Genomic DNA, 12,868 nt, shown 5'->3' on the forward strand with positions numbered 1-12,868 from the left:
CCCGTCGAGGCCCGTGCGCCCATGCGCCGCGCCGGCAGGGGCGGTCAGCGCAGTCCGGCGAAGAGATCGTTCTCGGGTACGGCCGCGCCGGTGGCGTCCTTGACGCGTACGAAGGTCTCCATGCCCATCAGCTCGCCGAACCTCTCCTTGCCCATCTTGAGGAAGAAGATGTTCTCGCCCTGACTGGCGTGCGCGGCCAAGGCGTCGTACTTCTGACCGCTGAACGCCGTGGTGTCCACCCACGTGGTGATCTCGTCGTCGGGAAGACCGATCTCGGCCATCGCGGCGGCCTCCGCGGGATCCGGCTCCGGCATGTCCGGCTGAAACTCGCGCATGATCTCCCCGAACCGCTGCATCCCGGAGCGGGGCATCGTCGTCCAGTACACCTTCGGTGTCAGCTCGGTCATCTCCAGCGCCGCCATCGTGATGCGGTGGGCCTGGATGTGGTCGGGGTGGCCGTAGAAGCCGTTCTCGTCGTACGTGACGACCACATCGGGCCGGTAGTGCCGCATGAGTTCCGCGAGCCGGGCGGCGCCTTCCTCCACGGGGGTCTGCCAGAAGGAACCCGGGGCGTCGTTGCTGGGCCAGCCCTCCATCCCGGAGTCGGCGTAGTCCAGCATCTCCAGATCGCTGATCTTCAGGACGTCGCAGCTCTCCTTGAGCTCTTGGCGGCGCATCAAGGCGACGGCCGCCGGATCGTGACCGGGATCGCCCGGTTTGACACCCCCCGGCCCGTCACCGCAACCGCCGTCGGTACACGTCACGAGAACGGTACGGATGCCTTCCGCCGCATACCGCGCCAGGATCCCTCCGGTTCCGGTGGCCTCGTCGTCGGGGTGGGCGTGTACTGCCATGAGCGTCAAAGGCCGGTCAGTCATCAGAGTCCTCCTGCGGAAGTACGTCGCGGACCGAGTACGCGGCGGTCGCACCGCGATCATGGGCCCCCGGTCCTGGCGGGGCGGACGACCTCATGATCTCCATGCGGTACGCCGACCCCTCAACTGCAACCTCGCAGGCCGAACCGGTTGTTCCCGGCGCGGCGACCCGGCTCTCCGAGCATCGGCGTTTCGACGCCGGTCTCGGAGCGCGGCGCGGGCCGAGGGCCGCCGGCCGGGCGGATCGGCTCAGGAGGGGAGCCATGGGTCAGCCGTCCCCGCCCCCTTCGCCGCCGTCACCTCCGGCGAAGCCACCGTCATCCCTGCCGAAGTCGCCCCCTGCTCCGTCGTGGCGCCCACCGGAACCGGGACCACCGGAACGGGGACCACCGGAACCGCCGGACGAGAACTTGGCTCGTCCGTCGGTCAGCAGCCAGAGCAGACCGATAATCGCCCACAGCCACCAGAACGTCGTCGCGTAGCTCACGACCACGTCCACGAGAAAGGCCAGAACGTTCTCGACGGTCACACCCGGCTCGCCGTGGCCGAGATTGCCGTCGGCCGCGCCGGATTCCCTGAACGTCTCGAAGTTCCGCTGCGTCGCGTGTTTCTCCATTTGTGTCCTGTCGGAGTCGGAGTCGGAGTCGGAATTGGAGTCGGAGGAGGAGGCCTGTGGCAGGCCCCCGGAAAACTGGCGGTTGGCGCCTACCGCCGGGATGAGGCGACGACGATCAGAAGGAGGAAGAGCGTGATCCCGAGCATCGGCAGACAGCCGAGGGAGTTGGGGTTCCTCCGGTTGACTTCCATGCCGCCGCCGAGCACCAGTCCGGGGTGGCGGTCGACGTAGTGGGCGGCCGCGAGGTCCTCGGCCTCGGATTCGGTGGTCCACCGTGTGGAGAACCGGCATTCGCCACACCGGTAGCGGTGTGCCATGTGTGACTCCTTGATGTGCGGAGAGGGGGATGCCGAATGCGTGCCGCTGTTCGGCCGTGTGTGCGCCCAACTGCCCCGGCGGGCCCGGCGGTCAGGAGCGCCGCGGCGCGTCCTCGCACAGGGCTGTGTCCATCAGTTCGAGCAGTTGCGCGGACGGGAGCCGGCCGATCATGATCGCCACGTTCGTGACCACCGAGGCGTGGCGACCGTCGTCGGTGGTCAGGGTGTAGCTCTCGTAGCCCGGCACCTTGCCGGAGTGGCCCCAAGCCGTTCCGCCACACGACAGTGCACGCCTGTGGATCCCCAGGCCGTAGGCCGTCTCGGTGTTCACGGGCCGCACGGTGCACATCTCGGCGAGGCTCGCGGGGGAGAGGACATCCCCTGCCGCCAGGGCCCGGTAGAAGGCGGTCAGGTCCTCCATCGTGGAGACCATTCCGCCCATGCTGCTGTAGAGGGACGGGTCGTAGGAGGTCACAGGGGTCCACAGGTGGACGGGGCCCAACCGGGCGCCGTGGTAGCCGTTGACGGCCGGGGCGGGCAGGGCGCGCTCGCCGGGCGCGGGGAACACGGTGCGGGACAGACCGAGGGGTTCTATGACGCGCTCGGTCACGGCTCGGTGGACCGGCCGCCCCGTCAGCTCTTCGACGAGTACGCCGAGCACGTAGTAGTTCGTGTTGGAGTACGTGAAGCCGGTACCGGGCTCGGCGGTCGGGGGCGAGGAACTCAGCCCGTGCCGCACCAGCGCCGTGAGGCCGAAGGTGCCGTCCGGGTTCGGCTGGGGCGTACTCAATCCGGGGTAGGGGTCGTACGCGCCGATACCGCTGGTGTGCTGGAGCAGTTGGCGCACGGTGATCCGCGTACCGTCGTAGCCGTTGCCTGTGACGATGCCGGGCAGATACTCCTCGATCGGCGCGTCGAGGGAGACGCGGCCTTCCTCGGCCAGTTGAAGCACCACCACCGCGGTGAAGGTCTTCGTCTGGCTGCCGATGCGGAAGTGTTCGTCCGATCTGATGGGCCGATCGGTGTTGAAGGTGCCCGTACCCGCCGACAGCGTCCAGGATTCGCCGCCGGCCCCGGCATGGACCGCGGCACCCGGTCCCGCCACCGCCTGGAACGCCCTGAGCGCCGCATCCGTGGCCGGGTGGTCGGCCTCGGCCGTACCGGCATGCGCCGCCGGACTCGACAGCGCCAGCACCGACGCGCACACGGCGCCGATGACGGGGGCAAGCTTCTTACTCTTCCGTCTGATCATCGTGTTGTTCATCCCTTCGGGAAGGTCTCGGCTCGCTCGATCGAGCCGTTGGCCGGTTCGTCGCGGCAGTTCCGGACGCGGCCCTCGAAACGCAGCCCTCGAAACGCGGTACACGGTCCGCGAACGCGGGGCTCCGGCAGCCGTGGTCGCCGGCGGGTTGCCGGCTGCACCACGATGGGGTTCGCCCAGCTCAGAGAACAGTTCATGGACAGGTCAGGGACCGGCCATGTGTGACCGGTCGTCGCGCTACGCTCGGTCGTCCCGCGGCATCCGTAGGAAGTGGGAGCCCAGAGTGACCAACGAGCCAGGCACGTTCCTGCGCCAGTTGCGCAGACGCGCCCGCCTCACACAGGAGCAGCTGGCGGAGCGGTCCCAGGTGAGCGTGAGTACGATCCGCCGACTGGAGACGGGCAAGTCCACTGATCACCGGCTGAGGACACTGCACCTGCTGGCAGAGGCTCTGGAGGCCGACGCGGAGGAGCGGCACCGGCTCACGGCCATCTTCGACGGAGAGCAGCCGGGACCGGTCGGCCGGCAAGAGGAACCCGTACAGACCGCACCGCTCCCCCTCGCTCCGGCGGAGCCGGCGACCGGGGCGCTCTCCGACGCCGCCGCGTCACTGGCCCGTGAGGTCGGCCGCCGCTGGCAACGCGAAGAGAGACACCGCCGCGTCCATGACCCGTTCCCGCTGCCGGTGCGGTATCAGCCGGCCCCGGCCGATCTGATGGACCGTCCGGAGAACATCCAGCGCCTGCGGCCGGGCGCCGTACCCCGGGACCTGGACCTGAGCGGCGAGCTGCGAAGTGTGGTCGGCACCTACCGGAGCGTGGAGTCGCGGAGGCTGGTCGTACTCGGCCGGGCCGGCTCCGGGAAGTCCGTCCTGGCCATCAAGTTCGTCCTCGATCTCCTCGCGGCCCCAGCCTCTTCGGTCCCGGTCCCGGTCCCGGTGATCTTCAGTATCGGATCCTGGGACCCGCTCACCACCACACTGCGTGACATTCTGGTCAACCGACTCCTGCGGGACCACCCTCATCTGGCCCACCGGACAACCGACGGGGCGACGCTGGCCGGTGCACTGGTGGACGCCGACCTGATACTGCCGGTCCTGGACGGGTTCGACGAACTGGCCGAAGCCCTGCGCGGCCCGGCGCTGGAAGCGCTCAACGCCACCTCCCTCCCGCTGGTTCTGACCAGCCGGCGGGACGAGTACGCCCAGGCGGTCCGCCAGGTCCACGCGCCTCTGGTGTGGGCCGCCTGCATCGAACTCACCGACCTGACCGTCGAGGACCTCGCTGCGTATCTCCCCCGGACCGACCGCCTTTCCGTCTCCTCCGGTGGCCGGCACGGGGCGGGCGTGTGGGACGCCGTACTGGAGCGGCTGCGGGTCCGGGACACACCGGCGAGCGTCCGGCTCGGGCAGGTCCTGGGCACCCCGCTGATGGTCACTCTGACGCGGACGATGTACGGCGAGGCACCCGGAAAAGATCCGTCGGAGCTGTTCGACACCACACGCTTTCCCACCGAACGCCACCTGGAGGAGCATCTGCTGGCGGGCTTCGTACCCGCGCTCTACCGGCACCGCGCCCCCGAGCCGGTCGACGCCTACGGGCAGGTCAACCGCGACGCGGGCCAGGCCGAGCGATGGCTCGGCTATCTCGCGCACAGTCTGACCCGGGGCCCGTACGGCCGGCAGGACCTCGCCTGGTGGCGGCTCGGTGAATCCGTGCGGGTGTCGACGCGCATCCTGCACACCGTGCTGCTCTCCGGGCTGTGCATGGCCGCGGCCACCTGGCTCGTGGAACTCTTCGGGTACGCCTTCCTGTACACCAGAGAGCTGGAGCCGACGACGCTGCTGCTCCAGGGCGCGCTGGCCGCTCTCCTCTCCGGACTCGCCTTCGGCCTGGTGCACGGCGCGTTGGCCTTGTCCGGCCGGCCCGCGGCCCTCCCGGCCCGGGTCGGACTCGGGTTCTCCGCCACGGACCGCCGGGTCGGCCGCAGGCCGGTCCGTCATGCCCTCACCCGCTTCGCAGCTGGGCTGCTGGCCGGCTCGGTGCTGGGGATCGGGTACTCCTGGGCGGACTTCCTGGTGCGCATGCTGGACGACCAGTTCCCGGACGCGGAGTCGAGCAGCGTCGTGACCAGCAACATGCTGGTCCTCGGGCCGACCTTCGGTCTGACGGCGGGACTGGCCTTCGGGCTCCTCGCGGCGTTCGAGGCACCCATGGACATCGCCGCCGCTGCCACACCGATGCGGCTGCTGTCGGTCAACCGTGCCACGGCGGTCCGGCAGCTCCTCGTGCTGGTCCCGGCGATCACACTCGGCTGCGCCCTCGGCGGGTACGTCGTGGTCCGCCTGCTCCAGCAGGTGCTGTCCTGGGCAGTGATCTGGCCGCTGGAATGGGCTCTGCTCGTCGGCGCGGTCGGGGGCCTCGGAGGGGCGACGTCCTACGTGCTCGCCTTCACGGCCTGGGGGCAGTGGGTGACGGTGGCCCGGATCTGGCTGCCGCTGACGCGCAGACTGCCGTGGGACACCGTGGCGTTCCTGGAAGACGCCTATCGCCGGGGCGTGCTGCGCCAGACCGGCGCCGTCTACCAGTTCCGGCACATCCGGCTGCAACGGCACCTCGCCCAGTCGTACCGTGGCGCCGGCCACGGAAGGACGGCGGCGGAGGACGAGGGCTCACGTGCCGGTGGCAGCGCCCCGGCCGGTCGGTGACGCGGTCCGTCGGACACGACGTCCGACGAGCAGCGCATGCCGCAGTGTCCGCCGCCTCCAACTGAGGGCGATCGAGTCCAGCCGGCGCGAGGCCCGCGCTGGTACTGTCGGGTCACGCTTGCAGAGAGCCTGGGCCCGTGCCGGACAAGGCACGGGCCCAGGTCCGTTCAGGGCGCCGAAACGAGGAACCCCCAATGAAGGCGAAGCAATCGGACTCCGGTAGCTCCGGACCCGGCAGGTCCGACCGGAGAAGGGCCCCGCGGGGCGAGCTCTCGGTGCCGGGGACACGGGCGCCCGGCCTCCCTCCGGCCGTCTCCTTCGCGGAGCTGGAACTGCCGGTCGAGCTGATGGGGGTGCTGGCGGGGCTCGGGATACGGGAGCCGTTCCCGATCCAGGCGGCCACTCTGCCGAGCGCGCTGGCCGGCCGGGATGTCCTCGGCCGCGCGCGGACCGGCTCGGGAAAGACCCTTGCCTTCGGGCTCGCGCTCCTCGCACGTACGGCGGGCCGGCGCGCCGAACCGAAGCGCCCTCTCGCGCTGGTCCTGGTGCCGACGAGGGAACTCGCGCAGCAGGTGAGCGAGGCGCTGGCGCCGTACGCGGAGGCGCTCGGGCTCCGCTCGGCGACCGTGGTCGGCGGGCTGGCGATCGGCCGGCAGGCGGCGGCGCTCCGGGCGGGTGCCGAGGTCGTGGTGGCGACGCCGGGACGGCTGGCCGATCTCGTCGCCCGGCGGGACTGTCACCTGGACCGGGTGCGGATCGCGGTGCTGGACGAGGCGGACCAGATGTGTGACATGGGTTTCCTGCCGCAGGTCTCGGAGGCCCTGGACCGGACACCCCCCGGCGGGCAGCGGATGCTGTTCTCCGCGACGCTCGACCGCAACGTCGATCAACTGGTCAGGCAGTATCTGAGTGAGCCGGTGTTCGCCGCGGTCGACCGGGCGGAGGGCTCGGTCGCGACGATGGAGCACCACATACTGAACGTCCATCCCGCCGACAAGTACGTGACAGCCACCGAGATCGCGGCTCGGGACGGACGGGTGCTGATGTTCCTGGACACCAAGCACGGTGTGGACCAGTTCACCCGCCACCTGCGGAGCAGTGGCATACAGGCGGGTGCTCTGCACAGCGGGAAGTCGCAGCCGCAGCGCACGCACACGCTGGCCCGGTTCAAGGAGGGGGAGATCACGGTGCTGGTGGCCACCAACGTCGCTGCCCGTGGCATCGACGTCGAGCACCTGGACCTCGTGGTCAACGTGGATCCGCCGTCCGACCCCAAGGACTACCTCCACCGCGGCGGGCGCACGGCGCGTGCCGGGGAGTCCGGCAGCGTGGTCACGCTGGTCACGCCCGGCCAGCGCCGGGACGTGAACCGGATGATGTCGGATGCCGGGATCCGGCCCACGGTCGCCCAGGTTCGCTCCGGCGAGGAGAGGCTGACCAGCATCACAGGCGCGAAGCGCCCGCCGGTGCAGGACGGGGCGAAGACCGGCAACGCGGCGTTCCGGGGCCTGGGCACCCGCGCGGGCCGCCCGCCCAAGGAATCCCGCAAGGCCGCGGAGGCACGCACGATGGCGGAGGCCCGCAAGGCCGCCCGCGCGCGTAGGGCCCCCTGAGCCTCGGACCGACTGGAGCGTCAAGGAGTGCCGATGGCGAACAGGGTCCAACGACCCCATGAGGAAGCCGAGTTCGAGTTCATCCTGGCGAGGGCGGACATGCCGGTGCTCGCGTACTTCTACGGGGTGTGGCCCAAGGCCGCGGCAGCGTGCAAGGAAATGGACGCCCTGGTGCGGGAGGCGGCCGACGTCCACCAGGGCCGACTGATCGTGGTCCGCGCCGACATCGCAAGGTGCCCCGGCCCCGTACGGCGATACGGCGTCACCGGCGCGCCCTCCTTCGTGCTGATCGATCGGGGCGAGGCGACGGCGGCCTGGAGCGGTCCGATGTCCAGGACGGCGCTCGGGGAGTTCATCGAACGACGAGACCGAAGCGAACCCGGGCACCGCGCGCCGGCGGATGACCCACCCCCATGATCACGGAACGCCGGCGCAACTTCCGGGTGCTGATTGTCGGCGCCGGTACTTGGCGCACCGATTGACCGCCGGATGTTGTGCACAAGTAGTGCGGGGTCTTCGAATTGGACTAGACAAAAACAACCCCCGGGCCGCTGGCCTGGGGGTTCGTCGTGGAGCGGGTGACGAGAATCGAACTCGCGCTCTGAGCTTGGGAATCCACGGCGCCCAGGAACAACGCAAGGATCTGACCAGGGATTACTTGGGTGTACGAGCTGCTGGAGCCCTTTTGGATTGACCGCTTCTGACTTGGTGTACCGCGTTGAAGGGCTGAGTTGGGGCTGGACCGCCATTGGGGGACGGACGACTGCTCCGGCGGCCCAGTTCCGCGCGTGGCGAGAGGCGATCGCGGGGTGGTGTGCTGGCGCGAACGATTCACGGGGACGTGTGGCTGTGGCGACGGACGAGTCGTCGGGGGCACCAGCCTGCTGTTCGATCTGCGGGTGCACGGGGTCAGCGGCGGGCAGGAGTCGGAGCTGACGATCGTTTGGTTGGCCAACGACATCCGCGCGGCCCGTGACCATCCATGAGTCCGCCGCTACGTCGGCCGTCACCGATAAGTGCCAGTTCACCGGCGTGCTGCCAATGGTGAGCTTGCGCTTGGGGTTTGTTGTCCGGCGGAAGAGGCGGATGGCGAAGGCGTCTGGATCTTCCACGTCGACCTTGGCCAGTGCGGTGCCACTGGCTGAGGTGATTCCGATCTCGGTGGTCCGCTGCCCTTGACAGCGACCGCAGTGTCGATTCGGAGCGAGAGCTCAGCTCCGCCAGCATAAATCGTTTCACTTCCACCTCAGTTGTTTCTTTCGTCCAATCCATTGACCTGCTTTCTGGGCAGCGCCTAGCTTCTGAGCACCTGAATGAAACCTTTCACTCACTGGGGCTGCCCATGTCCAGACACCCGACGCGCAGAACCGCCCTGCAGCTGGGGGCCGCCGCGTCCGCCTCTGTCGTGTTCACCGGGCCCCGGGCGTCCGCCGCCGCGCAGGGCAAAGGCAAGGGCGCGCCCCCTGCGCCCACCGGCCTGCTGACCGACCTGCTGCCGCAGGCTCTGGGTAGCACCGCCGGACAGCGGCCCCGGTTCAGCTGGCAGGTCCCCGACCTCGGCCCCTGTACCCGCCAGCGCGCCTACCAGCTGGAGGTAGCCACCACCCCGGGCGGGTTCAAGAACCACCGACTGGTCTGGAGCAGCGGCAGGGTGGCCGCTGCCGAGTCCACCGCCGTGGCTTACGGCGGTCCGGCGCTGAAACCGCGTACCGCCTACTGGTGGCGGGTCCGCAGCTGGGCGGACAAGCCGTCGTCGTGGTCGGAGCCCGTGCTGATGGCGACCGCGGTGGAGGGCGAGTGGCAGGCCGAGCCCATCTGGGCTCCGACCGGACCCACCATGACGGACGGCGTCTTCGCCGCTCGCCTCAAGATCACCGCGGTGGCCGCCGGTCTGTGGTTCCGGGCCACCGACACCGCCAACAACTACATGTGGCAACTGCGCGCCGGCGCTGACGCCGGCGTGCTGCGCAAGCACGTGTGCGTGAACGGTACGTACAGCGTCCTCGGCGAGGTGACTCTGCCCTTCCCGGTCGCGACCGGTGAGTGGGTGGACCTCTCGGTCACCATGACGGGCTCCGCCTTCACCACCGGCGTCAACGGCACCGTCGTCGACACCACCACCCACACCCGCTACCCGTCGGGCAACATCGGCTTGCGCAACGGCCGCACCGAGTCGCAGGTGTACGACAGCGTCCGCTTCACCGCGGCCGACGGCACCACGCTGCTCCAGGACGACTTCGCCTCCGACAAGGGCACGTTCTCCGCGGGCACCGTCGCGAACGGTGTCCTCACCTTCCCCACCGACGCCTCCTCGCTCTCCTCCTACGGCGCCGACAACACCTGGGCGCTGCTGCGGCACGAGTACGACCTGGCGTCCGGCAAGAAGGTCGCCGCCGCCGTGCTGCACGTCGCCGCCACCTCCGCCGACCCGGCCAGGCAGTACGTGGCCAAGGTGTGGAGCAACGGCAGTCTGGTCGGCTACGCCTCCGTACGCTCCGGTTCCGGGGTCGCGTACCAGTCCTTCGACATCACCGACACCCTGCGCGCCGGCCGGGCCAACGCCCTGGCCGCGCTGTGTCACACCTCCTCGGAGCAGAAATTCCTGGCCCAACTGGAGATCACCTACACCGACGGCGGCCGGGCCACCATCGGCTCGGGCGGCGACTGGAGAGCCCGCCGCCAGGACGGTCTTCTCCCGGCCGGGGGCAGCGCGGGCAGCACCTTCTTCACCGCGCCCCAGGAGTACTGGGATCTGCGCAACGAGCCCGTCGGCTGGACCGAGCCCGGCTTCGACGACGCCGACTGGCTCACCCCCGCCTCCCGCCCAGCCATCGACGGCCTGGTCCCGGCGCTCATCGAGCCCGTACGGCTGCACGACGTCACCCCGGCCTCGGTGACCGAGGTGGCCGACGGCCGCTGGCTGGTGGACCTCGGCCGGGAGATCGTCGGCGGGCTGGCCCTGGAGGTCACCGGCAACGCGGGCGACACCGTGGAGGTGCGCCTCGGCGAGGAACTCAACGCCGACGGCACCGTGAAACACCAGTTGCGGGCCACCAACCTCTACCGCGAGGTCTGGACTCTGCGCGACGGTGTCCAGCGCTTCGAGCACTGGGGCTACCGCGGCTTCCGCTGGGCCGAGTTGCGCACCTCCGTCGACCTGTCCCGGGCGACCGTCAGGGGCCGCGCCTGGAAGCTCGACTGGGACGAATCCGACTCCCGCTTCAGTAGCTCGGACCCTGATCTGGACCGGGTCTGGGACCTGTGCCGCTACTCGATCGAGGCGACCCGCGGCGACCTCTACCAGGACACCCCGACCCGCGAGCGGGGCCCCTACGAGGGCGACGCGCTGATCAACCAGCTCTCCGAGTACGGCGTGCAGCGCTCGTACGCGCTTGCCCGGTGGTCCAACGACTACCTGGTCCGCCGGGGCACCTGGCCCACCGAGTACCGGCTGATGTGCGCCATCTCCGCCTGGGAGGACTATCTCGCCACCGGCGACGACCGGCAGCTCGCCAAGGACTATCACCTGCTCGCCGCCAAGAACCTCACTTCCTATCTGGGTTCCGACGGTCTGGTTCACAAGTCGCCCGGCAACTCCAGCCAGGACCTGGGCGACTTGGTCGACTGGCCCGCCACCAACCGCGACGGTTACGTCTTCACCAGTGTCAACACCGTCGTCAACGCCTTCCAGTACGCGGCCTTCGACGCTCTCGCCAAGTGCGCTGCCGCCCTCGGCAAGAGCGAGGAGAAAGCGTTGATGCGGGAGCGGGCCGACACCCTCGCCGCCGCCATGCGCGACACCCTGCTCGACTCCTCGGCGGGCCTGTTCCGCGATGGTGCGGGCACCACCCACAGTGCCCAGCACGCCACCGCCTTCCCGGTCGCGCTCGGTGTCGACGCCGCCCTCGACGGCGAGGTGCTGACCAGGATGGGCGACACTCTCGCCGCGGGCGGTATGAGGATGAGCGTGTACGGGGCGCAGTTCCTTCTCGACGCGTTGTTCCGGCTCGGCCGCGCCGACGCCGCACTCGCGTTGCTCACCTCCAGGGCCACCAACTCATGGCTGCACATGATCGACGACCTGAAGGCCACCATGGTCACGGAGGCGTGGGACCCGTCGCTGAAGCCGAACATGACCTTCTCCCACGCCTGGGCCTCCGCCCCCGCCAACGCCGTGGCCCGGCACGTACTGGGCGTCCAGGTCACGGAAGCGGGCGCGGCCGGGTTCCGCGTCCGGCCCAGGACAGGGAAGCTGACCGAGGTCGCGGGAACGGTCCCGTCCCTGCGCGGCCCGGTCTCGGTCTCCCTGCACCGTTCCAAGGGCACGCACTGCCTCAAGGTGACCGTGCCGCCCAACAGCCGGGCGGTGGTGGAACTGGAGATCGGCGGTGCCGACCCGGCGGCCTACCGGGTGGCCGTGTCGTCCGCGGACGCGCACGGAGGCACCAGGATGACGTCGTTCAACGACCTGACCGGCACCGTCCTGCGGGTGGGCCCGGTCGGCTCCGGCACCACGGTGATCTCGCTGCGTACGTAGGCGATGCTCTGCCCTTTGGCGCGGGAAGCGGCGGCTGAACGCGCGATCTGACGCGTTGTGAAACTACTTACGGCACAAGGCCATAGGAAGTCTGAACAGCGAAGAAACCTCCTCCGCCGGCCTGGGGCTCTCCATCGCAGACCGGTCCTACTCATCCCGGGCAATCCGTTACAAGGACGCACTTCACCTCGCAGCACCCTGATCTGGACGCGGCCACCGGGGGTCAAGGACTCCCGCTCGCCAGGGAAGTCCTGACTCAACCTGGACGAGGCGGCGACTGCCTTCACTCGGCAGTCCGAGCACGTCCCGGACCTCTTCGCGACGAACCGATGCAGATGGACCGTCACCTGGCGCCGCGGGATGCCACAGAGCGTCACCTTGTCCGCCAAGGCGCGCTCCAGAGCCGGGTCACCTGTCTCCAGGCACGCCGTGAAGCTCGTCCACGCCGCCGATCCGTCGGGGCAAGCCCGACGGATCGCGAGGCGGCGCCGAAGGACGTCGAACCGGTCGCGGTGATACCGCTCGTACCGGATTTGAAGGGCCAGACCGAACCCGCGCCCTCGTTCTCGGCGAAGGCGTCGGCCACCAGCTCCGCGCGGCCGTCCTTGTTGCTGTCCGTGAGTTCGACGGAGGCGCCGAACTGATCCTCGGCCTCCACGGGGCCGGGCACGCCCGCCGTGTCCTGTGTGAGGCTCTTGGAACCGGTGCCGGTCAGCCCCTTGACCGTCGAACCGCAGGAGTCGGTCGGCAACGAGCGCCAGGAGCAGGAACAGGTCCGGCCCGGGCGGAAGGCCGGAGCTGGTTCTCACGCTTGCGGGCCTGACCGGAGCAAGCCTCCCGCCACGGCGCCGGCCGGCCCTCGCGCATGAGGGATCTGAACCGGCCCATGCTGGGGTTCTTCGGCCGCCCCGGACGGGGACCTTCACCGCAGGAGCGGCGGCT

The 12,868-nt window shown here is 69.9% G+C and carries 9 protein-coding genes; 4 read left to right on the forward strand and 5 right to left on the reverse strand.

The annotated features are described in order from the left end of the window. Positions 1–44 precede the first annotated feature (44 nt). The 4 genes from GXP76_RS16700 to GXP76_RS16715 all read right to left on the reverse strand — a co-directional run bounded on the left by GXP76_RS16700 (position 45) and on the right by GXP76_RS16715 (position 3,060). Positions 45–878: a PIG-L family deacetylase gene (locus GXP76_RS16700; RefSeq protein ID WP_242572319.1), complete on the reverse strand. Its 834-nt coding sequence runs from the start codon at positions 876–878 to the stop codon at positions 45–47. A gap of 265 nt (positions 879–1,143) precedes the next feature. Next, the gene (locus GXP76_RS16705) at positions 1,144–1,491 is read right to left on the reverse strand and encodes a hypothetical protein (protein WP_242572320.1); all 348 of its coding nucleotides are present in this window, start codon (positions 1,489–1,491) and stop codon (positions 1,144–1,146) included. An 89-nt stretch (positions 1,492–1,580) separates the two neighbouring features. After that, positions 1,581–1,808, reverse strand: coding sequence for a hypothetical protein (locus tag GXP76_RS16710; RefSeq protein WP_242572321.1), 228 nt, complete (start codon positions 1,806–1,808; stop codon positions 1,581–1,583). 91 nt (positions 1,809–1,899) lie between these two features. Further along, positions 1,900–3,060, reverse strand: a complete 1,161-nt coding sequence (locus GXP76_RS16715) for a serine hydrolase (protein ID WP_242572322.1) — start codon at positions 3,058–3,060, stop codon at positions 1,900–1,902. Between the two features lie 292 nt (positions 3,061–3,352). Here GXP76_RS16715 and GXP76_RS16720 point away from each other — a divergent pair, with 292 nt between their 5' ends. The 4 genes from GXP76_RS16720 to GXP76_RS16735 all read left to right on the forward strand — a co-directional run bounded on the left by GXP76_RS16720 (position 3,353) and on the right by GXP76_RS16735 (position 11,926). Continuing rightward, positions 3,353–5,776 (forward strand): helix-turn-helix domain-containing protein, encoded by a 2,424-nt coding sequence (locus GXP76_RS16720; protein ID WP_242572323.1) that lies wholly within the window; start codon positions 3,353–3,355, stop codon positions 5,774–5,776. A gap of 194 nt (positions 5,777–5,970) precedes the next feature. Continuing rightward, entirely contained in the window at positions 5,971–7,389 is a 1,419-nt protein-coding gene (locus GXP76_RS16725) for a DEAD/DEAH box helicase (RefSeq protein WP_242572324.1), read from the forward strand. Between the two features lie 33 nt (positions 7,390–7,422). After that, complete coding sequence (locus GXP76_RS16730) at positions 7,423–7,806, forward strand: co-chaperone YbbN (protein ID WP_242572325.1); 384 nt, start codon at positions 7,423–7,425, stop codon at positions 7,804–7,806. 925 nt (positions 7,807–8,731) lie between these two features. Then, the gene (locus GXP76_RS16735; RefSeq protein WP_242572326.1) at positions 8,732–11,926 is read left to right on the forward strand and encodes a family 78 glycoside hydrolase catalytic domain; all 3,195 of its coding nucleotides are present in this window, start codon (positions 8,732–8,734) and stop codon (positions 11,924–11,926) included. Positions 11,927–12,299: 373 nt separating this feature from the next. On the opposite strand, the gene GXP76_RS16740 is transcribed toward GXP76_RS16735, so the two are convergent. Further along, a complete protein-coding gene (locus tag GXP76_RS16740; RefSeq protein WP_242572327.1) occupies positions 12,300–12,677 on the reverse strand; it encodes a hypothetical protein in 378 nt (125 codons plus the stop codon). Positions 12,678–12,868 lie beyond the last annotated feature (191 nt).

This window comes from Streptomyces sp. NP-1717 (assembly GCF_022695985.1).
Lineage (GTDB): Bacteria > Actinomycetota > Actinomycetes > Streptomycetales > Streptomycetaceae > Streptomyces.

Bases quoted from the DNA above. Each gene is read 5' to 3' on its own strand.
- GXP76_RS16700 (WP_242572319.1), bottom strand. From the start codon at position 878: ATGACTGACCGGCCTTTGACGCTCATGGCAGTACACGCCCACCCCGAC.
- GXP76_RS16705 (WP_242572320.1), bottom strand. From the start codon at position 1,491: ATGGAGAAACACGCGACGCAGCGGAACTTCGAGACGTTCAGGGAATCC.
- GXP76_RS16710 (WP_242572321.1), bottom strand. From the start codon at position 1,808: ATGGCACACCGCTACCGGTGTGGCGAATGCCGGTTCTCCACACGGTGG.
- GXP76_RS16715 (WP_242572322.1), bottom strand. From the start codon at position 3,060: ATGATCAGACGGAAGAGTAAGAAGCTTGCCCCCGTCATCGGCGCCGTG.
- GXP76_RS16725 (WP_242572324.1), top strand. From the start codon at position 5,971: ATGAAGGCGAAGCAATCGGACTCCGGTAGCTCCGGACCCGGCAGGTCC.
- GXP76_RS16730 (WP_242572325.1), top strand. From the start codon at position 7,423: ATGGCGAACAGGGTCCAACGACCCCATGAGGAAGCCGAGTTCGAGTTC.
- GXP76_RS16735 (WP_242572326.1), top strand. From the start codon at position 8,732: ATGTCCAGACACCCGACGCGCAGAACCGCCCTGCAGCTGGGGGCCGCC.